The organism is Citrobacter europaeus (assembly GCA_020099315.1).
Taxonomy (GTDB): domain Bacteria; phylum Pseudomonadota; class Gammaproteobacteria; order Enterobacterales; family Enterobacteriaceae; genus Citrobacter; species Citrobacter europaeus.
The window spans coordinates 113,585-136,426 of sequence record CP083650.1 but is presented as its reverse complement, the minus strand read 5'-3'; the positions used below and the strand labels follow the sequence as shown (position 1 = coordinate 136,426).

Below are 22,842 nucleotides of genomic sequence, written 5' to 3'. Positions count from 1 at the left end.
ACTGGCTTCTTTTACCTGAGGTAAAAATTATGCCGTTAAGTCCCTATATCTCCTTTGCAGGCAACTGCGCTGACGCTATCGCTTACTACCAAAAAACGTTAGGCGCAGAGCTGCTCTACAAAATCAACTTCGGTGAAATGCCCAAATCCGCGCAGGACAACGAAGAAGGTTGCCCTTCCGGAATGAAATTCCCCGATACCGCCATTGCCCATGCCAATCTGCGCGTGGCAGGCAGCGACATCATGATGAGCGATAGCGCCCCCGACGGAAATGCTCACTACTCTGGCTTTACGCTGGTGCTCGACACGCAAAACGTCGACGAAGGCAAACGCTGGTTTGATAACCTGGCAGCAAACGGAAAAATCGAAATGGACTGGCAGGAAACCTTCTGGGCCCACGGTTTCGGTAAAGTGAGCGACCAGTATGGCGTGCCGTGGATGATCAACGTCGTCAAACAACAGCAACCTACTGAGTAATCCAACGGGAGGCCCGCCCTCCCGTACTGTCATCAAAAATCGCTTAACTCTTCATCGCCGAGTAACCATCCCTTAACGAAAACGTCACATTGATCCGCCACGATGGGGCCACTTTTTTAGGGAGGCCGCATCATGCAAACGATTATTCGCGTCGAAAAACTCTCCAAATCCTTCAATCAACATCAGGCGCTCAATGCGGTTGATCTGAACATCTGTTCCGGTGAGATGGTGGCTCTGCTTGGACCGTCTGGCTCTGGCAAATCCACCCTTTTACGTCATTTAAGCGGTTTGATCACCGGTGATAAATCGCCTGGTAGCCACGTCGAGTTGCTGGGTCGCACCGTTCAACGTGAAGGCCGCCTGGCGCGGGATATCCGCAAAAGCCGCGCCCACACCGGCTACATCTTCCAGCAGTTCAATCTGGTGAACCGCCTGACGGTACTGGAGAACGTCCTGATTGGCGCGCTCGGCAGCACGCCGTTCTGGCGCACCTGTTTTAGCTGGTTTAGCCAGGAACAGAAGCAGCGCGCATTACAGGCGCTAACCCGCGTTGGCATGGCGCACTTTGCATACCAGCGCGTTTCCACGCTTTCGGGCGGGCAACAGCAGCGCGTCGCCATTGCCCGCGCGCTGATGCAGCAGGCCAAAGTGATCCTGGCCGACGAGCCGATAGCCTCGCTGGACCCCGAATCCGCGCGCATCGTGATGGATACCCTGCGCGATATTAACCAGACCGACGGCATCACCGTGGTCGTCACGCTGCATCAGGTGGATTACGCCCTGCGCTACTGCGAACGCATCGTCGCGCTGCGCCAGGGCAACGTCTTCTTTGACGGCAGCAGCCAGCATTTTGATAACGATCGTTTTGACCATCTCTACCGCAGCATGAACCGCGTCGAACAGAACGCACAGGCTGCTTAACTTTGCCCGAACTGAGGAATAAACATGAATTACAAGGCCGTTGCCGCGCTGGCGTTTACCAGCATGTTCAGCATCAGCACCTTGTTAAGCCCGGCGCATGCCGAAGAACAAGAGAAAGCGCTGAACTTTGGCATTATTTCGACCGAATCACAGCAAAACCTGAAGCCACAGTGGGAACCGTTCCTGAAGGACATGGAAAAATCGCTGGGCGTGAAAGTAAACGCCTTCTTCGCCCCGGACTACGCCGGGATCATCCAGGGAATGCGCTTTAACAAAGTTGATATCGCCTGGTACGGTAACCTCTCGGCAATGGAAGCGGTGGATCGCGCTAACGGACAAGTGTTTGCCCAGACCGTCGCCGCCGATGGATCCCCGGGTTACTGGAGCGTGTTGATCGTTAACAAAGACAGTCCGATCAACAATCTGAACGATCTGATCGCCAAACGTAAGGATCTGACCTTCGGCAACGGCGATCCTAACTCCACTTCAGGCTACCTCGTCCCCGGTTACTACGTCTTCGCCAAAAATAACATCTCCGCCAGCGACTTCAAACGTACCGTCAATGCCGGACATGAAACCAACGCCCTGGCCGTCGCCAACAAACAGGTCGATGTCGCCACTAACAACACCGAAAACCTCGACAAGCTGAAAACTTCCGCGCCGGACAAGCTGAAAGAGCTGAAGGTTATCTGGAAGTCACCGCTGATCCCGGGCGATCCGATCGTCTGGCGTAAAAACCTTTCCGAAACCACCAAGGACAAGGTGTACGACTTCTTTATGAATTACGGCAAAACGCCGGAACAGAAAACCGTACTGGAACGCCTGGGATGGGCACCGTTCCGCGCCTCCAGCGACTTACAACTGGTGCCGATTCGCCAACTGGCGCTGTTTAAAGAGATGCAGGGCGTGAAGGATAACAAAGGGCTGAACGAGGAAGAGAAAACCAGCAAAACCTCGGCGCTGAAAGCGCAGCTCGACGACCTTGACCGTCTGACCGCCGCACTGGGCGCCATGACCAGCGTCACCAAAGCGGTGCAGTGATTTGTAGACCGGATTGTAGGCCGGATAAGCGAAGCGCCATCCGGCAAAGGCGTGAATGCCGGATGGCGACGCAAAAGCGTCTTATCCGGCCTACAACGCAAACACACGTGCCAACGGAGCTAAACATGCAAACCATCACCGTCGCCCCGCCCAAACGTAGCTGGTTCTCGTTGCTGAGCTGGGCCATTCTTCTCGCCGTACTGGTGGTCTCGTGGAAAGGTGCCGAAATGGCTCCGCTCACGCTGATCCAGGATTCCGGCAATATGGCGACCTTCGCCGCCGACTTCTTCCCGCCAGACTTCAGCCAGTGGCAGGACTATCTCGGTGAAATGGCCGTTACCCTGCAAATTGCCGTCTGGGGTACTGCCCTCGCCGTGGTGCTGTCGATTCCCTTCGGCCTGATGTGCGCCGATAACCTCGTGCCGTGGTGGATTTACCAGCCGATGCGTCGCCTGATGGATGCCTGTCGCGCCATCAATGAAATGGTCTTCGCCATGCTGTTCGTGGTCGCCGTCGGTTTAGGTCCGTTCGCCGGGGTGATGGCGCTGTTTATCCACACCACCGGGGTGCTTTCCAAGCTGCTTTCCGAAGCGGTAGAAGCCATTGAGCCAGGTCCGGTAGAAGGCATTCGCGCCACCGGGGCCAATAAAATTGAAGAAATTCTGTATGGCGTTCTGCCACAGGTCATGCCGCTGCTTATTTCCTATTCGCTGTATCGCTTTGAATCCAACGTTCGCTCGGCCACGGTAGTCGGGATGGTGGGCGCAGGCGGTATTGGCGTGACCTTATGGGAAGCGATTCGCGGTTTTCAGTTCCAGCAAACCTGCGCCCTGATGGTGTTAATCATCGTCACCGTCAGCCTGTTGGATTTCCTTTCCCAGCGTTTGCGTAAGCACTTTATCTGATTAGCGAGGCATTGATTGCTATGCACTTGTCTACACATCCGACCAGTTATCCAACGCGTTATCAGGAAATTGCCGCGAGACTTGAGCAGGAGCTTCGTCAACATTATCGCTGCGGTGACTATCTGCCCGCCGAACATCAGCTTGCCGCGCGCTACGAGGTAAACCGCCACACCCTGCGCCGCGCCATTGACCAGTTGGTTGAGCGCGGTTGGGTGCAACGTCGCCAGGGCGTCGGCGTGCTGGTGCTGATGCGCCCGTTCGATTACCCGCTGAATGCCCAGGCGCGCTTTAGTCAGAACCTGCTGGACCAGGGCAGCCACCCCACCAGCGAAAAACTGCTGGCGGTGCTGCGCCCGGCCTCCAGCCACATTGCCGATGCGCTCAGCATTAACGAGGGCGATAACGTGATTCACCTGCGCACCCTGCGTCGGGTTAACGGTATCGCGCTGTGCCAGATCGACCACTATTTTTCCGACCTCACGCTGTGGCCGCTGCTGCAGGGCTTTAACAACGGTTCGCTGCACGACTACCTGCGCGAACAGTCCGGCCTGACGCTGCTGCGTACGCAAACGCGCATCAGCGCCCGCCGCGCGCAGGCCAAAGAGAGCAAGGTGCTGGAAATCCCCAATATGGCGCCGCTGCTGTGCGTGCGCACCCTGAACCACCGTGAAGGCGAAGAACACGCGGCGGAATACTCCGTCAGCCTGACCCGCGCCGACATGATCGAATTCACTATGGAGCACTGAATGCATTTCGATACCGCCACCCGCCAGCGCTGGATGCGCGCGCTGGCTTACAGCAATGCCGATGCCCTGAACGCCCGCATCAACGCGCTCAAACTGACGCCGGACTATGAACTTATTCGCGCACCGGAAAGCGGACTGATGCAGATCCAGGCCCGTATGGGGGGTACCGGCAACCGCTTCTTTGCCGGTGACACCACGCTTACCCGCGCAGTTGTCCGCCTGAAAAGCGGCACGCTGGGTTACAGCTACCTGCTGGGGCGCAACAAACAACATGCCGAGCAGTGCGCGGTGATTGACGCGCTGCTGCAGGAACAAACGCATTTCCAGAACTTAATGGAAACCTTAATTGCCCCGCTGGAAGCGGAACGCGATGCGCTGATTCGCGCACGCCGTGCCGAAGTCAACGCCAGTCGGGTCGACTTCTTCACGCTGGTACGCGGAGATAACGCATGACCTTACAAACCGCTTTTAATTTACCCGTTCAGGATGCTCAGCAGAGCTTTCGTCGCCTGCTGAAGGCCATGAGCGAACCGGGCGTAATCGTCGCCCTGCATCAACTGAAACACGGCTGGCAGCCGCTGGGCCTGGCAACCACCAGCGTGCTGCTGGCCCTGGTCGACGGCGACACGCCGGTCTGGCTGGCGCCGTCGATGGATAACGATATCGCCCGGCAGAACCTACGTTTTCATACCAACGCGCCGCTGGTGGATCAGCCGCAGCTGGCGGCCTTTGCCGTCGCCGATGAACACATCAGCAGTGAACAGCTTAACGTCCTCTCCGCCGGTTCCGCCGTCGCACCAGAGACCAGCGCCACGCTCATTGTGCAGGTCGCAGGCTTAAGCGGCGGACGTATGCTGCGTCTGACCGGCGCGGGCATCGCCGAAGAACGCATGATCGCGCCACAGTTGCCGGAATGCCTGATTCACGAACTCACCGAACGCCCGCATCCGTTCCCGCTGGGGGTTGATTTGATCCTCACCTGCGGCGAACGCCTGCTGGCTATTCCGCGAACCACCCATGTGGAGGTGTGCTGATGTACGTCGCCGTCAAAGGGGGCGAAAAGGCGATAGCCAACGCCCACGCCCTGCAGGAAAACCGACGCCGGGGCGATGAGACCATTGCTGAACTGAGCGTAGCGCAAATCGAACAGCAGATGAATCTGGCCGTCGACCGGGTGATGACCGAAGGCGGCATCGCCGATCGCGAACTGGCGGCGCTGGCGCTGAAGCAGGCCAGCGGCGATAACGTCGAAGCCATCTTTTTGCTCCGCGCCTACCGCACTACGCTGGCAAAGGTGGCGGTCAGCGAGCCGCTTAACAGTGCAGAAATGCGCCTTGAGCGCCGAATCTCGGCGGTCTATAAGGATATTCCCGGCGGACAGCTGTTGGGACCGACCTATGACTACACCCATCGCCTGCTGGATTTTACTCTGCTGGCTAATGGCGAAACGCCGCCTCTGCGCAGTGCAGACGGCGCACAGGATGCCTCCCCGCACGTCTTTTCCCTGCTGGCCAACCAGGGACTGGCAAAGCGTGAAGAGGATGATGGCGCCACGCCCGACGACGTCACCCGCACACCACCAGTTTACCCCTGTTCACGTGCTTCACGCCTGCAACAGCTGATGCGCGGCGACGAAGGCTATCTTCTGGCGTTGGCCTACTCCACCCAGCGCGGCTACGGGCGCAATCACCCGTTTGCCGCCGAAATCCGTAGCGGCTATGTGGCACTGGAAACCGTCCCGGAAGAGCTGGGATTTGCGGTGAACGTCGGCGAACTGCTGATGACCGAATGTGAAATGGTCAACGGGTTTGTCGCACCAGAAAACGAATCTCCCCATTTTACCCGCGGCTACGGGCTGGTGTTTGGCATGAGCGAACGTAAAGCAATGGCGATGGCGTTGGTGGACCGCGCTCTACAGGCAGCCGAATACGATGAAACGGTCACGGGACCGGCGCAGGACGAAGAGTTCGTGCTGGCGCATGCGGATAACGTCGAGGCGGCGGGTTTTGTTTCGCACCTCAAACTTCCCCATTACGTCGATTTCCAGGCTGAGCTGGAACTGCTCAAACGCCTGCAACAGGAGGCCCCTCGTGACCACTAACCTCTCCGGCTACAACTTTGCGTATCTTGATGAGCAGACCAAGCGCATGATCCGCCGCGCCATTCTGAAAGCGGTGGCCATCCCCGGTTACCAGGTGCCGTTTGGCGGACGTGAAATGCCGATGCCTTACGGTTGGGGAACCGGCGGCATCCAGCTCACCGCCAGCGTGATTGGCGAGCCGGACGTATTGAAGGTGATTGACCAGGGCGCGGATGACACCACCAACGCCGTGTCGATTCGCAATTTCTTCAAACGCGTAACCGGGGTGAATACCACCGAGCGTACGGAAGACGCGACCTTGATCCAGACCCGCCACCGCATCCCGGAAACGCCGCTGGTGGAAGATCAAATCATTATCTTCCAGGTACCGATCCCTGAGCCGCTGCGCTTTATCGAACCGCGCGAAACGGAAACCCGCACCATGCACGCGCTGGAAGAGTACGGCATCATGCAGGTGAAACTGTATGAAGATATCGCCCGCTTCGGCCATATCGCCACCACTTACGCCTATCCGGTGAAAGTAAATGACCGCTACGTCATGGACCCGTCGCCCATCCCAAAATTCGACAACCCGAAGATGGACATGATGCCGGCCCTGCAACTGTTTGGCGCAGGCCGCGAAAAGCGCATCTATGCCGTTCCACCTTACACCCGCGTAGAAAGTCTCGATTTCGACGATCACCCGTTTACCGTGCAGAGCTGGGATGAGCCTTGCGCCATTTGTGGCTCAACCCACAGCTATCTCGATGAAGTGGTGCTCGATGACACCGGCAAACGCATGTTTGTCTGCTCCGACACCGACTACTGCCGCCAACAGAGCGAGGCCCTCAGCCAATGACGCAACCGCTGCTTTCAGTCAACAACCTGACCCATCTCTACGCGCCGGGCAAGGGCTTCAGCGATGTCTCTTTTGACCTGTGGCCTGGCGAAGTGCTGGGTATCGTCGGCGAGTCCGGTTCCGGCAAAACCACGTTGCTGAAATCAATCTCATCACGGCTGACGCCGCAGAACGGTGAGATTTTGTATCAGAACCGTTCACTGTACGGCATGAACGAGGCCGACCGCCGCCGTCTGCTGCGCACCGAGTGGGGCGTGGTGCACCAGCATCCGCTGGATGGCCTGCGCCGTCAGGTCTCCGCAGGCGGCAATATCGGCGAACGTCTGATGGCCACCGGCGCGCGCCACTACGGCGACATCCGCGCCACCGCGCAGCGTTGGCTGGAGGAGGTAGAGATCCCTGCCTCGCGTATCGACGATCTGCCCACCACCTTTTCCGGCGGCATGCAGCAGCGCCTGCAGATCGCCCGTAACCTCGTCACCCACCCCAAACTGGTGTTTATGGACGAACCCACCGGCGGGCTGGACGTTTCCGTACAGGCCAAACTGCTGGACCTGCTGCGCGGCCTGGTGGTGGAACTGGATCTGGCGGTAGTGATTGTCACCCACGATCTGGGCGTGGCGCGCCTGCTGGCCGACCGTTTGCTGGTGATGAAGCAGGGTCAGGTGGTGGAAAGTGGGTTAACCGACCGCGTGCTCGACGACCCGCATCATCCGTATACCCAGTTGCTGGTGTCGTCGGTTTTGCAGAACTGATTTTTTTGTTGTGCCGGATGGCGGCTGCGCCTTATCCGGCCTACGGAGCGGCATCGCTTGTGCCGGATGGCGGCATTGGTTGTAGGCCTGATAAGCGAAGCGCCATCAGGCAATCAAACGAAAAAACGCTTAAAGAGGCTAAAAATGAACGCGATCCGCGTTGAAAATGTCAGTAAAACCTTTGTCCTGCATCAGCAAAACGGCGTGCGTCTGCCGGTGCTGCAAAACGCCACGCTGGACGTTAAAAACGGCGAATGCGTGGTGCTGCACGGTCACTCGGGCAGCGGCAAATCCACGTTGCTGCGTTCGCTGTACGCCAACTATCTGCCTGATGAAGGCCACATCCACATCCGCCACAACGATGAATGGGTCGATCTGGTGCAGGCTCCGGCGCGTAAAGTGCTGGAAGTTCGTCGTTCAACCATCGGCTGGGTGAGCCAGTTCCTGCGCGTGATCCCGAGGATTTCCGCGCTGGATGTGGTGATGCAGCCGCTGCTGGATCTCGGCGTATCCCGTGAAGAGTGTGCAGCCAAAGCAGCTAACCTGCTTACCCGTCTGAACGTGCCGGAGCGGCTGTGGCACCTGGCGCCTTCGACCTTTTCCGGTGGTGAACAGCAGCGCGTCAACATCGCCCGCGGGTTTATCGTTGATTACCCAATTCTGCTACTCGATGAGCCTACCGCCTCGCTGGACGCCAAAAATAGCGCCGCCGTCGTCGCATTAATTGAAGAAGCGAAAGCCCGCGGCGCAGCAATTGTCGGCATTTTTCACGATCAAACCGTGCGCGACCGCGTAGCGGATCGTCTGCATCTGATGGGAACAACAGCATGATTATCAATAACGTAAAGCTGGTACTGGAAGATGAAGTGGTGCAAGGATCGCTGGAAATTGAAGGCGGAACGATCCGCGCCTTTGCCGAAAGTCAAAGCCAGCTGCCGCAGGCGCTGGACGGCGAAGGCGGCTGGCTGCTGCCAGGGCTTATCGAACTGCATACTGACAATCTCGACAAGTTTTTCACCCCGCGACCGAAGGTCGACTGGCCTGCCCACTCGGCGATGAGCAGCCACGATGCCCTAATGGTGGCCAGCGGCATTACCACCGTGCTGGACGCGGTGGCGATTGGCGATGTGCGCGACGGCGGCGACCGTCTGGAAAATCTGGAGAAGATGATCAATGCAGTGGAAGAGACGCAAAAGCGCGGGGTCAATCGCGCCGAACACCGCCTGCATTTACGCTGCGAGCTGCCGCACCACACCACCCTGCCGCTGTTTGAAAAACTGGTCGGTCGTGAGCCGGTGACGCTGGTATCGCTGATGGATCACTCGCCAGGCCAGCGTCAGTTCACCAATCGCGAGAAGTACCGCGAGTATTATCAGGGCAAGTATTCACTCACCGACGAGCAGATGGCCCGCTATGAAGAAGAACAATTAGCCCTGGCTGCGCGTTGGTCACAGCCCAACCGCACGGCGATTGCCCAGATGTGCCGTGAGCGCCAGATTGCGCTGGCGAGCCATGACGATGCCACCAGCGAACATGTGCTGGAATCGCACCAGCTTGGCAGCGTGATCGCCGAATTTCCCACCACTTTCGCGGCGGCTGAAGCCTCACGCCAGCATGGCATGAACGTACTGATGGGCGCACCCAACATCGTGCGCGGCGGCTCTCACTCCGGTAACGTGGCGGCCCATAAGCTGGCTGAGCTGGGTCTGCTGGATATTCTCTCCTCCGACTACTACCCCGCCAGCCTGCTCGATGCGGCATTTCGCGTGGCGGACGATAACGCCAACGGCTTTACGCTCCCGCAGGCGATTCGCCTGGTGACCCACAATCCGGCGCGGGCATTAAATCTCGACGATCGTGGCGTTGTTGCCGAAGGCAAACGCGCGGATCTGGTGCTGGCGCACCGCAAAGGCGGCAACATCCATATCGACCACGTCTGGCGTCAGGGAAAAAGGGTATTCTGACTATGGGTAAACTGATCTGGCTGATGGGGCCCTCCGGCTCCGGTAAGGACAGTCTGCTGGCAGAACTGCGCCAGCAGGAACCGACACAACTGCTGGTGGCGCACCGTTACATCACCCGCGCCTCCAACGCTGGGAATGAAAACCATATCGCGCTGAGTGAACATGAATTTTTTATCCGCGCCGGGCAGAATCTGCTGGCGCTGAGCTGGCACGCGAACGGCTTCTACTACGGCGTCGGCGTAGAGATAGACCTCTGGCTGCACGCCGGCTTTGATGTGGTGGTCAACGGCTCGCGCGCGCATCTGCCCCAGGCGCAGGCCCGTTATGGCGCTTCTTTGCTTCCCATTTGCTTACAGGTTTCTCCGGCAATTCTCCGCCAGCGCCTGCAGGCGCGTGGGCGGGAGAGCGAAACGGAAATCGCTGCCCGCCTTGAACGCGCGGCGCGCTACGCACCGTATGACTGCCACGTCCTGAATAACGATGGTAGTTTGCTACAGTCTGTCGATACACTGCTCGCACTGATGGGACGCAAGGAGAAGAAACATGTCTGTCTGTGAATTACGCCGCGCCACGCTCTACGATACCGATGCGGTTTACGCGCTGATCTGCGAGTTGAAGCAGGGTCAATTTGACCTGCAGGCTTTTAGCGCTGGTTACGCCGCAAATCTGCAAGATCCCAATATGCACTACCAGTTGGCGTTAATCGAGGGACAGGTCGTCGGCTTGATCGGTCTGCACCTACAGTTTCATCTGCACCACGCTAACTGGATTGGCGAAATCCAGGAACTGGTGGTGATGCCGCAGGCGCGAGGGTTAAGGGTCGGCAGCCAGTTACTGGCCTGGGCCGAAGCCGCCGCGCGCGAAGCGGGCGCAGAAGTCACCGAGCTTTCCACCAGCACCCAACGCCTTGACGCACATCGTTTTTACCAGCGCGAAGGTTATACCATGAGCCATTTTCGCTTCACCAAACCGGTGTAGGGGGAGCCATGAGTCTGACCATTACGCTGACGGGAACGGGCGGCGCGCAGCTGGTGCCGACATTTGGCTGCGATTGTGCGGCCTGCCAACGAGCACGCTTACAGGTGCAATACCGTCGACGCCCTTGTAGCGGGGTGGTCAAATTCAACAATGCGGTGACATTGCTGGACGCGGGGATCCCACATCTGATGGACGACTGGCCAGCGGGCAGCTTCCAGCAGTTTCTGCTGACCCACTATCATATGGATCACGTGCAGGGACTATTTCCGCTGCGCTGGGGCGTGGGGGCAACTATCCCGGTGTACGGACCGCCGGATGATCAGGGTTGCGACGATCTGTTTAAGCATCCCGGCATCCTCGATTTTAGCCATACCATTGCGCCATTTGTGGTGTTTGACCTGCAAGGGTTGCAGGTCACGCCGCTGCCGCTCAATCATTCAAAGTTGACGTTTGGCTATCTGCTGGAGTCCGCGCACAGCCGCGTGGCGTGGCTCTCCGATACCGCCGGACTTCCCGACAAGACGCTGAAGTTTCTCCACAATAACCAGCCTCAGGTGATTATCATCGACTGCAGCCACGCCCCGCGCGCCGAACCGCCGCGCAATCACAGCGATGTAAATACCGTTATCGCCTTAAACGAAGTTATCCGCTGCCCACGGGTGATCCTGACGCATATCAGCCATCAGTTTGACCTGTGGATGATGGGAAATCCGCTACCAGTAGGGTTTGAAGCCGGATATGACGGAATGGAGATTGTGCTGGAGTAAGGAAATTAGCCGGATGCGATGAAAACATCTTATCCGGCCTACAAGCTGACAGTCAGGCGACTTTTTTAGACTCGCCATTTCGCTGAGCGATAAAATCTTTAACCGAAACAATGCGGTTCAGTTCTTCTTGCGCCCGCATGTCATTTTCAACTTCCCACAGGTCAACCGCCGACTGTAAGTTACGCCAGAAATCAACGGAGGTATCGAACGCTTTGGCCAAACGAAACGCCATATCCGTTGTTAATTTGCGATTATTGTTGACCAGTGCGCTCACCGTATTGCGATGAACATGCAGTATTTCAGCCAGATCGTTAATTTTCAGCTCGAGCGGCTCCAGGTATTCATATTGCAGGATATCACCCACAGTAGTTGGTTTTCTGGTTGCCTGTTTCATATCTTTACCTTAGATTTTCTCTAGTTCTAGTAGATGTGTGGATCTAAGTACACATCTTCGGCCTTACCGTTAATCCATTTGAATATTAATCGGTACTGCTTGTTTACTCTAATTGAAGAATATTCCTGCAACTTTCCGGTTAACTCTTCATATCTGTTACCGGGTGGCGAGCGCAAATCCCGATGCGAAACAGCCGCATTAATAATATCCAGCTTTCTGGCTAATGCAGTATGAATATCCGCAGGTATTTTTCTGTGCGATGTCGCCCGCTCAAAAAAATCTTCAAGCCATGTATCCCGAAAACTTCTGATGTTTAATGATTTAGACATTCCATTGCCAGCTCCTCTTCCATAAGCATAGAGAGATTGTAACGCACACACGCACTGTGCTCAAGTGCATTTCTTGACATAAAATGGCGAAATATTTAGCTGACAGGTGAATCCCTGCCTGGGAGACAAAATACTCATATATTTAAAGCGTTATAGCTAACGATCGTAATCTTCTTCCATTCTGCGTTCTTCGTCTTCTAACTGACGCCGTTCCTGATCGAGCTGGCGCTGGCGGTCATCCAGTTGACGGCGTCGGTCTTCAAACTGGCGGCGGCGGTCATCATATTGTCTGCGACGATCGTCACTCATCTGACGCTGCCAGCTTTCATCACGAGAGTCGTCATAATCCCGCCCGTTGTCCGGTTTGTATGCGTCGTTAATCGCCTGCTGAATATTGCCGATGGCGTCATCGATAATATCCGCCTGCGCCGAAACGGTGGTCATCAGCAGAGTGAAAAGTAAGAATGTCGTGGAGCGTTGCATAAAACCAGCCTCATCGAGAAACTCGCTCCACGGTAATCAAAGCGTATTTTCGCGGGTAGCGGAGGAATCTCAATTACGCGAATGCCGCAGCGCCTGCGCCAGTTCTCCTCGGGTAAAAGGTTTACGCAGTAATGCCACATCCGGCAGCGCCGGGTTATGCGCCGGACGTAAATCCTGACCGCTAATCAGCAGGATGTTCAGTTGCGGATAATGTGCCAGCGCATGATTAACCACATCCACGCCGCTTAATCCCCCCGGCAACATTAAATCGCTGATAAAAATATCAATCTCGGATGAAGCCGCCAGCATATGCATCGCCTGTTCGCCGTTGGCGGCCTCTAACGTCAGATAGCCCAGCAGGTGTAACTGCTCACATAACGTCTGGCGCACATCGGCTTCATCTTCAAGTACCAGCACCAGTTTTTCATCGCTGCTCGCCGCATGTACCGCCACCGGTTCTGCCTGAGCCTGCACCGGCACAACGGCGCGAGGAAGCTGCAATCTGACCGTCGTTCCCTGTCCGGGCGCGCTTTCAATCTCCACCCGGCCACCGGACTGGCGCACAAAACCGTAGACCATCGATAGCCCCAGCCCGCTGCCGCTACCGGTCTGTTTAGTGGTGAAAAACGGTTCGAAGACCTGAGCTTTCACCTCCTGCGACATCCCGCTTCCCTGGTCGGCAACCTCCAGCATCACCATATCCTGCTTACGCCCATCGCTACGCGTGACCCGCTGATTCCAGGTACGGATTTTAATCGTGCCCGCCTGCCCGTCCATGGCGTCACGGGCGTTCATCACCAGATTGATAATGGCGTTTTCCAGTTGGCTGACGTCAATCCACGCGGGCCAGGCGGGAGACTGGGCTTCAATCTCCAGCGTCAACGTGGCCGGAAGAGAGTGGCGCATCAGTTCGCCCAGGTTTTCCAGCAGCGTTTTCAGCTCCACCGCATGAGGGTGCAACGACTGTTTGCGCGAAAAGGCCAGCAGCCGCTGGGTAAGCAGCGCCCCGCGCTCGGCGGCTTTAAGCGCCCGATTGACCCGCGGCGCATCGGGCGAGTCTGGGTTCACCAGATCCAGGCTGCCAATAATCACCGCCAGCAGGTTATTGAAATCATGCGCTAATCCGCCCGTCAGTTGCCCCACCGCCTTCAGCTTTTGGCTATGCAATAGCGCTTCCTCCAGCCCCTGGCGCTCGGTGCGGTCGATTTCCATCTGGCTGGTTTTTTCTTTTAGCAATCGGGTGGTGTGCTCCAGCGACGCTGTATTACGGGCAAAGACGCTAAAGGCGCGGGCCAGCTCACCCAGCTCATCGCGACGCTGCAGGGCCGGTACGCTGACGTCCGATTCACCGTGCGCCAGCCGGGTCATCGCCCGTGAAATGGCCGTCAGGTTGGAACCGAGGTTACGGTAGATATACCACCCGGCAAAGCCGGTGATCACCACCGCCAGCAGCGCAAACGCCAAAATAAACAACGCGCCAGATTGCAATTCCTGATGGCTTTGCGCCACCCGCTGTTCGGAGATCAGCGCCACCTGCGAGGCATACTGGTTGATATCGCTGTTGAGGATCGCCACCAGCGCTTTGATATGAAACATATACCAGTTGATCGCCAAATCGCTTTGTTCCAGCGCGGAAGAGAGTGGCTCCAGCTTATGCAGTTCCTGGTTGAAGTCGTTGAGGATGTGGCTAATCAGCGGATTATTGGCTTGCAAAGGCAGCGCAGGCATCACGCCATTCAGTTGTTTCACCACCGAACGCGGCGTGGGTGTTTCAATGGCGGCGATAATTAATCGGTCTATTTGTCCCAGCAGCACGTCATCCTGCGCGCCGGTGAGCTTTTGCAGATGACGTAAATAACTTTGATTCTGATACAGTGAACTGAGCAACGCGTTACGTTCCAGGTGTCGCAGTTGCCCGCGCTGCAGCATACCTTCCACGCTGCTTTGTAGCTCCTGACTACGCTGGATAATACGCTCAACCAGCACCGGCTCCTGCTGAGCCAGCGGCGCATTAGCCAACTGTTCCAGCGAATCCTTCAGCGCCCGTTGCGTCTCCTGCAGCCGCTCCGCTTCACCTTTGTATTCCAGCGCGCCAACCACCTGCGACAGCCGCACCGCCGCCGTCGCCACGTTCGCCGTATCCCGCGCCAGGTTCATGCTGCTGGTCATGTCATCAACGGTTTGCTGCTGCACCTGCTCCTGGATCTGACTGGCGTGCTGAAACCCCAGCACCGCCACGCCGCTCACCATCAGCGTAACCGCGACGACCAGCAGATTGAAGAACAGCAATCGTCCGCGCGCACTGGCGAAAAAGTGACGTCCCGGTTGCGGCATATCACGCTCCGTGAAGAAAAATCGCAATATGACAAATATGAACGGCTTCTGACATTTTGCATTTACATTCCTGTGATGGACTGCTGATATCGGCCACCCCACAGGAGATCCGCCATGAGCAGGACACCGGTTCTGGAGATGCGCAACATTGCCAAAGCGTTTGGCAAATTTTACGCGCTAAAAGGGGTCGATTTAACGGTCTGGCCGGGTGAGATTCATGCCCTGATGGGTGAGAATGGCGCGGGGAAAAGCACCCTGATGAAGATCCTCGCGGGTGCCTATACTGCCACCAGTGGTGAGATCCTGATTGACGGTCAGCCGTTCCACATTCGTGGGCCAAAAGATGCGCTCAGCGCGGGCATCACGCTGATTTACCAGGAGATGCAGCTCGCGCCCAACCTGACGGTAGCGGAAAATATCTTTCTTGGCAGCGAGCTGTCGCGCGGCGGTCTGGTCCAGCGTAAAGAGATGGTGATGCAGTCGCAGAAAGTCATCGACCGACTCGGTGCCCAGTTTAAGGCCAGCGACCGTGTGATGACATTGACTATCGCCGAACAGCAACAGGTGGAAATTGCCCGCGCCCTGCACCGTAACAGCCGCATTCTGGTGATGGATGAACCCACCGCCGCCCTCTCCTCACGTGAAACCCACCGCCTCTTTGAACTGATCATGCGCCTGCGCGATGAAGGGATGGCGATTATTTACATCAGCCATCGCATGGCGGAAGTGTATGAACTCTCGGATCGCGTCAGCGTCCTGCGCGACGGGCAATATGTTGGCAGCCTGACCCGCGACAAGCTCAACGCCGCGGAGCTGGTGCGCATGATGGTGGGCCGTCCGCTAAGCGATCTGTTCAACAAAGAACGCGATATTCCCTTAGGGAAAGCGCGCCTCAACGTCCACCACCTGACCGACGGCCATAAAGTCCAGCCGTGCAGCTTGCTGGTGCGCTCCGGGGAGATCGTCGGCCTGGCCGGACTAGTCGGCGCCGGACGTTCTGAACTGGCTCAGTTGATTTTTGGCGTGCGTAAAGCCATCGGCGGCATGATTGAAGTAGACGGTGAGCCGGTGGTGATCCACTCCCCGCGTGAGGCGATTGACCACGGCATTGGCTTTCTGACGGAAAACCGCAAAGAGCAGGGACTGTTTTTAGAGCTGGCAGCGGCAGAAAACATCACCATGGCGACGCTGGAGCGTGATGCCAACTGGGGCATGCTCGATCGCAAAAAGGCGCAGGCTATTTCCGATGACGCCATCAAATTGCTCAACATCCGCGTGCCGCACGCGCAGGTACGCGCAGGCGGGCTGTCCGGCGGTAATCAGCAAAAACTGCTGATTTCGCGCTGGGTCGCGATCGGCCCACGTATTTTGATCCTCGATGAACCCACGCGCGGCGTGGATGTCGGCGCCAAAAGCGAGATCTACCGGATCATGAACGATATGGCGCGCAAAGGGGTGGCGATCCTGATGATCTCCAGCGAACTGCCGGAAGTCGTCGGCATGAGCGATCGCGTGTACGTCATGCGCGAAGGCAGTATTGCCGGCGAGCTGAACGGACAAAGTATTACCCAGGAAAATATTATGACGCTGGCTACCGGCGTGAACGACTCCCACCATCAGGCGGTGCCCCATGAATAATCCAACCCCTCCCCAGCAGGTGGCGAAATCCGCCTCCGCGAAAAGAATGCTGATGAGCGATCTGATGCAAACGGTCGGCATCTTACCGATTCTCATCCTGATTGTGGCGGTCTTTGGCTTTATCGCGCCCAACTTTTTTACCGAAAGCAACCTGCTGAATATAACCCGTCAGGCGTCGATCAACATCGTGCTGGCGGCTGGCATGACCTTCATTATTTTGACCGGCGGGATCGACCTCTCGGTTGGCTCGATTCTCGGCACCACCGCCGTCGCAGCCATGGTCGTTTCTCTTATTCCTGAGCTTGCCATACTGTCGATTCCGGCGGCGCTGATGCTCGGCCTGGTGCTGGGGTTGTTTAACGGCGCGCTGGTCGCTTTTGCCGGACTACCGCCGTTTATCGTCACGCTTGGAACGTATACGGCGTTACGCGGCGCGGCCTACCTGCTGGCCGATGGTACGACGGTGATTAACTCCAACATCAGCTTTGAGTGGATTGGTAACAACTATCTCGGGCCGATCCCATGGCTGGTGGTGATTGCGCTGGCGGTGGTGGTGGTGTGCTGGTTCATTCTGCGCCGTACCACGCTCGGCGTTCATATCTACGCGGTCGGCGGCAACATGCAGGCCGCACGCTTAACCGGGATCAAAGTGTGGCTGGTGCTGCTGTTCGTCTACGGCATGAGCGGTTTGCTTTCAGGTCTTGGCGGGGTGATGAGCGCCTCGCGGCTGTATAGCGCCAACGGCAACTTAGGTATGGGTTACGAGCTGGACGCCATCGCGGCGGTGATCCTTGGCGGCACCAGCTTTGTCGGCGGGATCGGCACCATCACCGGCACGCTGGTGGGAGCGCTGATCATCGCTACGCTCAACAACGGCATGACGCTGATGGGCGTCTCCTATTTCTGGCAACTGGTGATCAAAGGGGCGGTGATCATCATAGCGGTGCTGATCGACAAATACCGTACCCGACACCATCAAAGTGCATAGACAAACTTGCCGGATGGCGGCGCAATCGCCTTATCCGGCCTATAACAACAATACCCTACGTGAGGAAACGAGTATGCGTTTGAAGCCATTAGTGACCGCGCTCTGTGCTGGCGCACTGCTTGCTGCAGCTCCGTTTGTGCAGGCAAAAGAACTGAAATCGATCGGCGTTACGGTGGGCGATCTCGCCAACCCGTTCTTCGTGCAAATAACCAAAGGCGCGGAGCTGGAAGCACGCAAACTGGCGGGGGATAGCGTTAAAGTGACGCTGGTGTCCAGCGGCTACGATCTGGGGCAACAGGTGTCGCAAATCGACAACTTTATTGCCGCCAAAGTCGACATGATTATCCTTAACGCCGCCGACTCTAAGGGCATCGGCCCGGCGGTAAAACGCGCGAAAGACGCCGGGATTGTGGTGGTGGCCGTTGACGTGGCGGCGGAAGGCGCAGACGCGACCATCACCTCCGATAACACCCAGGCGGGTGAAATGGCCTGTAAATACATTACCGACCGCCTGAAAGGCAAAGGCAACGTCGTCATCATCAACGGGCCGCCGGTTTCCGCCGTCCAGAACCGCGTGGAAGGCTGCCAAACCGAGTTCAAACGCCACCCGGACATCAAGGTGCTGTCGCATAACCAAAACGCCAAAGGCAGTCGCGAAGGCGGGCTGGAGATCATGACCGCGTTGCTGGCGGCGAATCCGAAGATCGACGGCGTATTCGCCATTAACGATCCGACTGCGATCGGTGCCGATCTGGCGGCAAAACAGGCGCAGCGTAGCGAATTCTTTATTGTCGGCGTAGATGGATCCCCAGACGGTGAAGAAGCGCTGAAGCGCGAAAACTCACTATTTGTGGCGACTCCGGCACAAGATCCGCAGGTGATGGCTGCCAAAGCGGTCGAAATCGGCTATGACATATTGCAGGGAAAACCCGCCCCGAAAGAACCCGTGCTGATCCCGGTGACGATGATCGATAAAAACAACGTCGGCAGTTATAAGGGGTGGACAGTGAAATAAATCCTGAACCGACTAAGGCTCCTGCCACAAAAAGAGTCAAAGAAGTAAGAGCGCCCGTCAGGGCGCTTACCTCATAAAAACTGAGAGTAATAAATATCCATTTTCTCCTCTATATTATGACTCAGTATAAAAGAAAAAATCATAACCGCCGTGTAAATAACCAGAATACCAATAACCAAAGGTGTAAACGTATACCAGGGGTGACTTTGGAACAGTTCCAGTGGTACGAGACTTACAAATCCCATACACCATAAAATAATTGCGCACAATTTTATGACTCTCCAATAATCATGGAAATCCAGCTTATCAAGTGCCGGATAAGATCCTGGATATTTAGCCGCTATTATGCCGGATTGAATAGCATTTGCGGATGTACTGGCGAATAACTGATGTCCTTGCCCATATTTTGCAGCATCCGCAGCCAATGCCAATACAACCCAGCGCTGAACCTCTGTGCTTTGCCCAGTGACGGCCTCCAGTTCATATCGGCTATCGGCCAAAATGCTCGTTTTTGCGTTTTCTATCCCACTAAATAATACGAACTTTGACTGCTTATCCAGTGAGTTGAACCATAGTTTTTTAATTTTACTCACATCAACTTGCTGTGCAGAAAGATATGTACTCACTATTTCATCAAGATAGTAAGGGGTACTGTCCATCATGCGCAATAAATATAAAGGTGTGTCTTTATCTTTAAGCAGTTGTGTATTGGTAAAAATAAAAGCATTAGCACTTTCAAAAAAGTCAAAATTATTTTCATCATGCAGTTCAACTGCAATAACCAGGTTATTTTCAGAAATATTTAAATCAACCCAGTCATTAATTAAGAAATAATCAGGGCACTCGTGAAGGATATTAATTTTTCCGACTTTATCGTTGGGGACGCTCAGGCTTGCCAGCACCGCCTTGAAACTACTGCCGATAGTGTCATCCGCTCCCTTAACGTACAGCCAGGTATTAAAAGGCCGATAATCCCTGACAAGAGAATATTTGAGGGGCTCTATCAATTGCCTTAGCACTTTATCAACTCTGGTGTCATCCATTGAGTCAACTTCAATATCAATGCGTAACGGCGTTGCAGAACCTGCTGGCGCTTCCCCCTCTAGTTTCTGAATTTTTAATGCCAGTTCAGGTACCGGCAGAATGGATGAATAGTCTAAAAGAGGCAATGCCCGTATTGCCCAGTTTTTCCACTGATTCATACCATACTGCTCAAGATAACCCGCATAGTAACATGGAAAAGATATAACACCGTAAGTGATTACCATCACACACCAGATTGCCAACACTATTAGCGATGGGATACCTATTGCATTCCATATCAGATCATCAGGAACTTTCTTGTCCTGCAACCAGTTGAATATATTGTATGTTATAAAAAACAGAAAGATAGCACAGCTAATGATCAGCATAATATTCAGCGGGAATTTTTCTGGTTCTTCATAGGGATTCTTGTTTGGTATCTTCCATTTCCTCATTTGCTTGTCCCCGCTGTTGGCAGTGTGGTTTTAATTGCACAACCACATGCGGCCCTACAACCATCCACAACGACGCCTTTGCCATCCATTGTCCAGGTTGGCTCAAAATCAAGTATTGGGAAGGTACCTTTGTGCAGAATACAAACCACAGTATCCCCCATTAAGGCGACAGCAATTCCCATAAACTTGCTACCAGAAGCTTTATTAACATATCCGCCATTTTCCAGCGGATCGTTTAGCCTGATTACACCTTTCATATTATTTCCCCGCATCCATATCGCAGTGCATCCGGGTCCAGCCCTTATAGCCCACCACTTCCGGTTCTTTGTCCGGCAGGTTTTGATAGTTGGCCTTATAACCTTCCGTTAAATGGGCTAAAGATGCTTTCATAAACACCACCGTTCCCCACGCAGCACCTGGAAACTCAGGACTGGTATGACCGTCCACATACTCGCCACTGGATTTATGCTTGCCCGGTTTGTAGAGATAATACGTGTCATCAAAGTATTGATAATCTATACCCGGACCACCCGGCGCCAGACGCGGGTCGTCAAAAGGGTATGAGCTCATATACAAATGTCCTTGTGCAGTGGAAATAAATGCCTGATTATTAACCACCACCACTCTTTTTATTTCTTTTCCTTCAGGGCTGTCACGCATAATACCATCTGAGTTTTTCTCCAGCGCTGGGAAAGAAGCCATATATGTTGCCACCTGCCACGTTTGCCCGTAATCTTTAGATATTTTATATGCTCCCGGCTCCCATTCAGGGACCAGAATGTACTGCTCTGAAGGATGGATAAACTCACCCGAGAAAACCCTATAGATTGGATTGCCATAAATTGATTTGTGGACCTTTCTTTTTATGTCATGGTAAACAACATATCCTTCACAATCATAACCGATCAACTCCAGGTAGCGATTATCATCAAACCGGTAAATTACTTGTGATGGTATTTTTTTTGTACAGGCAGTGATAGCGCATAGTGAAACTGCGCCGATTATTATTCCTAACGTATTTCCCAGTTTCATAATTTATCCTTAAACGTTAAGCGGTTTGGGCATATCCCATTGCAGATTATTTCCCTGCATCCATATCGCAGTGCATCCGGGTCCAGCCCTTATAGCCCACCACTTCCGGTTCTTTGTCCGGCAGGTTTTGATAGTTGGCCTTATAACCTTCCGTTAAATGGGCTAAAGATGCTTTCATAAATACCACCGTTCCCCAGGCGCGCCCTGGCGATTCAGGTCTCATATGGCCGTTCACATACTCGCCACTGGATTTATGCTTGCCTGGTCTGTAGAGATAATACGTGTCATCAAAGTATTGATAATCTATACCCGGTCCACCCGGCGCCAGACGCGGGTCGTCAAAAGGGTATGAGCTCATATACAAATGTCCTTGTGCAGTGGAAATAAATGCCTGATTATTAACCACCACCACTCTTTTTATTTCTTTTCCTTCAGGGCTGTCACGCATAATACCATCTGAGTTTTTCTCCAGCGCTGGGAAAGAAGCCATATATGTTGCCACCTGCCACGTTTGCCCGTAATCTTTAGATATTTTATATGCTCCAGGTTCCCATCGCGGTATAAGAATATACTTATCTGACGGATGAATATATACCCCGGAAAATATCTGATACGTTGAATAAATGCCATTCACTAATTCTTTATGTATATTCCGCCTGGTATCATGATACCAAAGCGCTCCCTCACAATTATAGCCTTTTAATTCCAGATATCGGTTATCATCATAGCGATAAATAACCTGTGAGGGAGCTTTTTTTGTACAGGCAGCGATAGCACATAGCGAAATAGTTCCGATTATTATTTTTAACGCACTTCCCTTATTCATAATTTATCCTTAAACGTTAAGCGGTTTGGGCATATCCCATTGCAGATTATTTCCCCGCATCCATATCGCAGTGCATCCGGGTCCAGCCCTTATAGCCCACCACCTCCGGCTCTTTGTCCGGCAGGTTTTGATAATTCGCTTTTTCTGACTCAACAAGATTATCCAGTCCTTTTTTCATAAAAATAACCATACCCCACGCATACCCTGGAGATTCAGGTCTGATATGCGCGTTCACATACTCGCCACTGGACTTATGCTTGCCAGGTCTGTAGAGATAATATGTATCATCAAAGAATTGATAATCTATACCCGGTCCACCCGGCGCCAGACGCGGGTCGTCAAAAGGATATGAACTCAGATATAAATGCCCCTGCGCCGTGGTAATAAATGCCTGGTTATTGACCACCACCACTCTTTTTATTTCTTTTCCTTCAGGTCTGTCGACCATATTTCCATCTGAATTTTTCTCTTGCCCCTGAAATGGAGACATATAGGTTGCGACCTGCCACGTTTGTCCGTAATCTTTAGATATTTTATATGCCCCAGGCTCCCACTCAGGCACAAGTATGTACTGTTCTGAGGGATGGATAAACTCACCCGAGAAAACCCTATAGATTGGATTGCCATAAATTGATTTGTGGACCTTTCTTTTTATGTCATGGTAAACAACATATCCTTCACAATCATAACCGATCAACTCCAGGTAGCGATTATCATCAAACCGGTAAATTACTTGTGATGGTATTTTTTTTGTACAGGCAGCGATGGCGCATAGTGAAATTGCCCCAACGATTACTCTTACCCTAATTCCTGGTTTCATAATTCATCCTTAA

Annotated in this window: 27 protein-coding genes; 18 read left to right on the top strand and 9 right to left on the bottom strand. The window is 54.5% G+C overall.

Annotation, left to right across the window (positions count from 1 at the left end; translation table 11 throughout):
• Positions 1-29 precede the first annotated feature (29 nt).
• The 15 genes from yjdN to phnP all read left to right on the top strand — a co-directional run bounded on the left by yjdN (position 30) and on the right by phnP (position 11,492).
• Complete coding sequence (yjdN, locus tag LA337_00615) at positions 30-476, top strand: VOC family metalloprotein YjdN (protein UBI16254.1); 447 nt, start codon at positions 30-32, stop codon at positions 474-476.
• Positions 477-608: 132 nt separating this feature from the next.
• Positions 609-1,397, top strand: a complete 789-nt coding sequence (gene phnC / locus LA337_00610; protein ID UBI16253.1) for a phosphonate ABC transporter ATP-binding protein — start codon at positions 609-611, stop codon at positions 1,395-1,397.
• 24 nt (positions 1,398-1,421) lie between these two features.
• Positions 1,422-2,438, top strand: a complete 1,017-nt coding sequence (phnD, locus tag LA337_00605; protein UBI16252.1) for a phosphonate ABC transporter substrate-binding protein — start codon at positions 1,422-1,424, stop codon at positions 2,436-2,438.
• Between the two features lie 125 nt (positions 2,439-2,563).
• Positions 2,564-3,343, top strand: coding sequence for a phosphonate ABC transporter, permease protein PhnE (phnE, locus tag LA337_00600; protein ID UBI16251.1), 780 nt, complete (start codon positions 2,564-2,566; stop codon positions 3,341-3,343).
• A gap of 20 nt (positions 3,344-3,363) precedes the next feature.
• Complete coding sequence (phnF, locus tag LA337_00595; GenBank protein ID UBI16250.1) at positions 3,364-4,089, top strand: phosphonate metabolism transcriptional regulator PhnF; 726 nt, start codon at positions 3,364-3,366, stop codon at positions 4,087-4,089.
• Entirely contained in the window at positions 4,090-4,542 is a 453-nt protein-coding gene (gene phnG, locus LA337_00590; GenBank protein ID UBI16249.1) for a phosphonate C-P lyase system protein PhnG, read from the top strand. It abuts the gene before it with no gap.
• Positions 4,539-5,123, top strand: coding sequence for a phosphonate C-P lyase system protein PhnH (gene phnH, locus LA337_00585; GenBank protein UBI16248.1), 585 nt, complete (start codon positions 4,539-4,541; stop codon positions 5,121-5,123). The genes phnG and phnH overlap by 4 nt, the downstream gene beginning before the upstream one ends.
• Positions 5,123-6,190, top strand: coding sequence for a carbon-phosphorus lyase complex subunit PhnI (locus LA337_00580; protein UBI16247.1), 1,068 nt, complete (start codon positions 5,123-5,125; stop codon positions 6,188-6,190). The genes phnH and LA337_00580 overlap by 1 nt, the downstream gene beginning before the upstream one ends.
• Positions 6,180-7,028, top strand: a complete 849-nt coding sequence (gene phnJ, locus LA337_00575; protein ID UBI16246.1) for an alpha-D-ribose 1-methylphosphonate 5-phosphate C-P-lyase PhnJ — start codon at positions 6,180-6,182, stop codon at positions 7,026-7,028. The genes LA337_00580 and phnJ overlap by 11 nt, the downstream gene beginning before the upstream one ends.
• Positions 7,025-7,783, top strand: a complete 759-nt coding sequence (gene phnK, locus LA337_00570; protein UBI16245.1) for a phosphonate C-P lyase system protein PhnK — start codon at positions 7,025-7,027, stop codon at positions 7,781-7,783. Before phnJ ends, phnK begins: the two co-directional genes overlap by 4 nt.
• A gap of 144 nt (positions 7,784-7,927) precedes the next feature.
• Entirely contained in the window at positions 7,928-8,614 is a 687-nt protein-coding gene (phnL, locus tag LA337_00565) for a phosphonate C-P lyase system protein PhnL (protein ID UBI16244.1), read from the top strand.
• Complete coding sequence (gene phnM, locus LA337_00560; protein UBI16243.1) at positions 8,611-9,747, top strand: alpha-D-ribose 1-methylphosphonate 5-triphosphate diphosphatase; 1,137 nt, start codon at positions 8,611-8,613, stop codon at positions 9,745-9,747. Before phnL ends, phnM begins: the two co-directional genes overlap by 4 nt.
• A gap of 2 nt (positions 9,748-9,749) precedes the next feature.
• Positions 9,750-10,304: a ribose 1,5-bisphosphokinase gene (gene phnN, locus LA337_00555; GenBank protein UBI16242.1), complete on the top strand. Its 555-nt coding sequence runs from the start codon at positions 9,750-9,752 to the stop codon at positions 10,302-10,304.
• The gene (gene phnO, locus LA337_00550; GenBank protein ID UBI16241.1) at positions 10,291-10,725 is read left to right on the top strand and encodes an aminoalkylphosphonate N-acetyltransferase; all 435 of its coding nucleotides are present in this window, start codon (positions 10,291-10,293) and stop codon (positions 10,723-10,725) included. The genes phnN and phnO overlap by 14 nt, the downstream gene beginning before the upstream one ends.
• A gap of 8 nt (positions 10,726-10,733) precedes the next feature.
• Entirely contained in the window at positions 10,734-11,492 is a 759-nt protein-coding gene (phnP, locus tag LA337_00545) for a phosphonate metabolism protein PhnP (protein ID UBI16240.1), read from the top strand.
• 52 nt (positions 11,493-11,544) lie between these two features.
• On the opposite strand, the gene LA337_00540 is transcribed toward phnP, so the two are convergent.
• The 4 genes from LA337_00540 to LA337_00525 form a co-directional block, all read right to left on the bottom strand.
• Positions 11,545-11,886 (bottom strand): HigA family addiction module antidote protein, encoded by a 342-nt coding sequence (locus LA337_00540; protein UBI16239.1) that lies wholly within the window; start codon positions 11,884-11,886, stop codon positions 11,545-11,547.
• Between the two features lie 26 nt (positions 11,887-11,912).
• A complete protein-coding gene (locus LA337_00535; GenBank protein ID UBI16238.1) occupies positions 11,913-12,215 on the bottom strand; it encodes a type II toxin-antitoxin system RelE/ParE family toxin in 303 nt (100 codons plus the stop codon).
• A 156-nt stretch (positions 12,216-12,371) separates the two neighbouring features.
• Positions 12,372-12,698, bottom strand: a complete 327-nt coding sequence (locus LA337_00530) for a hypothetical protein (GenBank protein ID UBI16237.1) — start codon at positions 12,696-12,698, stop codon at positions 12,372-12,374.
• Positions 12,699-12,767: 69 nt separating this feature from the next.
• On the bottom strand, positions 12,768-15,032 hold the full coding sequence (locus LA337_00525; GenBank protein UBI16236.1) for a response regulator: 2,265 nt from the start codon (positions 15,030-15,032) through the stop codon (positions 12,768-12,770).
• 114 nt (positions 15,033-15,146) lie between these two features.
• On the opposite strand from LA337_00525, the gene LA337_00520 reads away from it, so the two are divergent.
• The 3 genes from LA337_00520 (at position 15,147) to LA337_00510 (ending at position 18,673) form a co-directional block, all read left to right on the top strand.
• Positions 15,147-16,670: a sugar ABC transporter ATP-binding protein gene (locus LA337_00520; protein ID UBI16235.1), complete on the top strand. Its 1,524-nt coding sequence runs from the start codon at positions 15,147-15,149 to the stop codon at positions 16,668-16,670.
• Positions 16,663-17,658 (top strand): ribose ABC transporter permease, encoded by a 996-nt coding sequence (locus LA337_00515; GenBank protein UBI16234.1) that lies wholly within the window; start codon positions 16,663-16,665, stop codon positions 17,656-17,658. Before LA337_00520 ends, LA337_00515 begins: the two co-directional genes overlap by 8 nt.
• Positions 17,659-17,731: 73 nt before the next feature.
• Positions 17,732-18,673: an ABC transporter substrate-binding protein gene (locus tag LA337_00510; GenBank protein UBI16233.1), complete on the top strand. Its 942-nt coding sequence runs from the start codon at positions 17,732-17,734 to the stop codon at positions 18,671-18,673.
• Between the two features lie 71 nt (positions 18,674-18,744).
• Here LA337_00510 and LA337_00505 read toward each other — a convergent pair whose 3' ends face one another.
• The 5 genes from LA337_00505 to LA337_00485 are packed head-to-tail and all read right to left on the bottom strand — an operon-like array spanning position 18,745 to position 22,829.
• Positions 18,745-20,151: a hypothetical protein gene (locus tag LA337_00505; protein UBI16232.1), complete on the bottom strand. Its 1,407-nt coding sequence runs from the start codon at positions 20,149-20,151 to the stop codon at positions 18,745-18,747.
• Complete coding sequence (locus LA337_00500; protein UBI16231.1) at positions 20,148-20,408, bottom strand: PAAR domain-containing protein; 261 nt, start codon at positions 20,406-20,408, stop codon at positions 20,148-20,150. The genes LA337_00505 and LA337_00500 overlap by 4 nt, the downstream gene beginning before the upstream one ends.
• Before the next feature lies 1 nt (position 20,409).
• Positions 20,410-21,183 carry a hypothetical protein gene (locus LA337_00495; protein UBI16230.1) on the bottom strand — a complete coding sequence of 258 codons (774 nt, stop codon included), beginning with the start codon at positions 21,181-21,183 and terminating at the stop codon, positions 20,410-20,412.
• A 46-nt stretch (positions 21,184-21,229) separates the two neighbouring features.
• Positions 21,230-22,009 carry a hypothetical protein gene (locus LA337_00490; GenBank protein UBI16229.1) on the bottom strand — a complete coding sequence of 260 codons (780 nt, stop codon included), beginning with the start codon at positions 22,007-22,009 and terminating at the stop codon, positions 21,230-21,232.
• Between the two features lie 46 nt (positions 22,010-22,055).
• Positions 22,056-22,829, bottom strand: a complete 774-nt coding sequence (locus LA337_00485) for a hypothetical protein (protein ID UBI16228.1) — start codon at positions 22,827-22,829, stop codon at positions 22,056-22,058.
• Positions 22,830-22,842 lie beyond the last annotated feature (13 nt).

Bases quoted from the DNA above. Each gene is read 5' to 3' on its own strand.
- yjdN (UBI16254.1), top strand. From the start codon at position 30: ATGCCGTTAAGTCCCTATATCTCCTTTGCAGGCAACTGCGCTGACGCT.
- phnC (UBI16253.1), top strand. From the start codon at position 609: ATGCAAACGATTATTCGCGTCGAAAAACTCTCCAAATCCTTCAATCAA.
- phnD (UBI16252.1), top strand. From the start codon at position 1,422: ATGAATTACAAGGCCGTTGCCGCGCTGGCGTTTACCAGCATGTTCAGC.
- phnE (UBI16251.1), top strand. From the start codon at position 2,564: ATGCAAACCATCACCGTCGCCCCGCCCAAACGTAGCTGGTTCTCGTTG.
- phnF (UBI16250.1), top strand. From the start codon at position 3,364: ATGCACTTGTCTACACATCCGACCAGTTATCCAACGCGTTATCAGGAA.
- phnG (UBI16249.1), top strand. From the start codon at position 4,090: ATGCATTTCGATACCGCCACCCGCCAGCGCTGGATGCGCGCGCTGGCT.
- phnH (UBI16248.1), top strand. From the start codon at position 4,539: ATGACCTTACAAACCGCTTTTAATTTACCCGTTCAGGATGCTCAGCAG.
- LA337_00580 (UBI16247.1), top strand. From the start codon at position 5,123: ATGTACGTCGCCGTCAAAGGGGGCGAAAAGGCGATAGCCAACGCCCAC.
- phnK (UBI16245.1), top strand. From the start codon at position 7,025: ATGACGCAACCGCTGCTTTCAGTCAACAACCTGACCCATCTCTACGCG.
- phnL (UBI16244.1), top strand. From the start codon at position 7,928: ATGAACGCGATCCGCGTTGAAAATGTCAGTAAAACCTTTGTCCTGCAT.
- phnM (UBI16243.1), top strand. From the start codon at position 8,611: ATGATTATCAATAACGTAAAGCTGGTACTGGAAGATGAAGTGGTGCAA.
- phnN (UBI16242.1), top strand. From the start codon at position 9,750: ATGGGTAAACTGATCTGGCTGATGGGGCCCTCCGGCTCCGGTAAGGAC.
- phnO (UBI16241.1), top strand. From the start codon at position 10,291: ATGTCTGTCTGTGAATTACGCCGCGCCACGCTCTACGATACCGATGCG.
- phnP (UBI16240.1), top strand. From the start codon at position 10,734: ATGAGTCTGACCATTACGCTGACGGGAACGGGCGGCGCGCAGCTGGTG.
- LA337_00540 (UBI16239.1), bottom strand. From the start codon at position 11,886: ATGAAACAGGCAACCAGAAAACCAACTACTGTGGGTGATATCCTGCAA.
- LA337_00535 (UBI16238.1), bottom strand. From the start codon at position 12,215: ATGTCTAAATCATTAAACATCAGAAGTTTTCGGGATACATGGCTTGAA.
- LA337_00530 (UBI16237.1), bottom strand. From the start codon at position 12,698: ATGCAACGCTCCACGACATTCTTACTTTTCACTCTGCTGATGACCACC.
- LA337_00525 (UBI16236.1), bottom strand. From the start codon at position 15,032: ATGCCGCAACCGGGACGTCACTTTTTCGCCAGTGCGCGCGGACGATTG.
- LA337_00520 (UBI16235.1), top strand. From the start codon at position 15,147: ATGAGCAGGACACCGGTTCTGGAGATGCGCAACATTGCCAAAGCGTTT.
- LA337_00515 (UBI16234.1), top strand. From the start codon at position 16,663: ATGAATAATCCAACCCCTCCCCAGCAGGTGGCGAAATCCGCCTCCGCG.
- LA337_00510 (UBI16233.1), top strand. From the start codon at position 17,732: ATGCGTTTGAAGCCATTAGTGACCGCGCTCTGTGCTGGCGCACTGCTT.
- LA337_00505 (UBI16232.1), bottom strand. From the start codon at position 20,151: ATGAGGAAATGGAAGATACCAAACAAGAATCCCTATGAAGAACCAGAA.
- LA337_00500 (UBI16231.1), bottom strand. From the start codon at position 20,408: ATGAAAGGTGTAATCAGGCTAAACGATCCGCTGGAAAATGGCGGATAT.
- LA337_00495 (UBI16230.1), bottom strand. From the start codon at position 21,183: ATGAAACTGGGAAATACGTTAGGAATAATAATCGGCGCAGTTTCACTA.
- LA337_00490 (UBI16229.1), bottom strand. From the start codon at position 22,009: ATGAATAAGGGAAGTGCGTTAAAAATAATAATCGGAACTATTTCGCTA.
- LA337_00485 (UBI16228.1), bottom strand. From the start codon at position 22,829: ATGAAACCAGGAATTAGGGTAAGAGTAATCGTTGGGGCAATTTCACTA.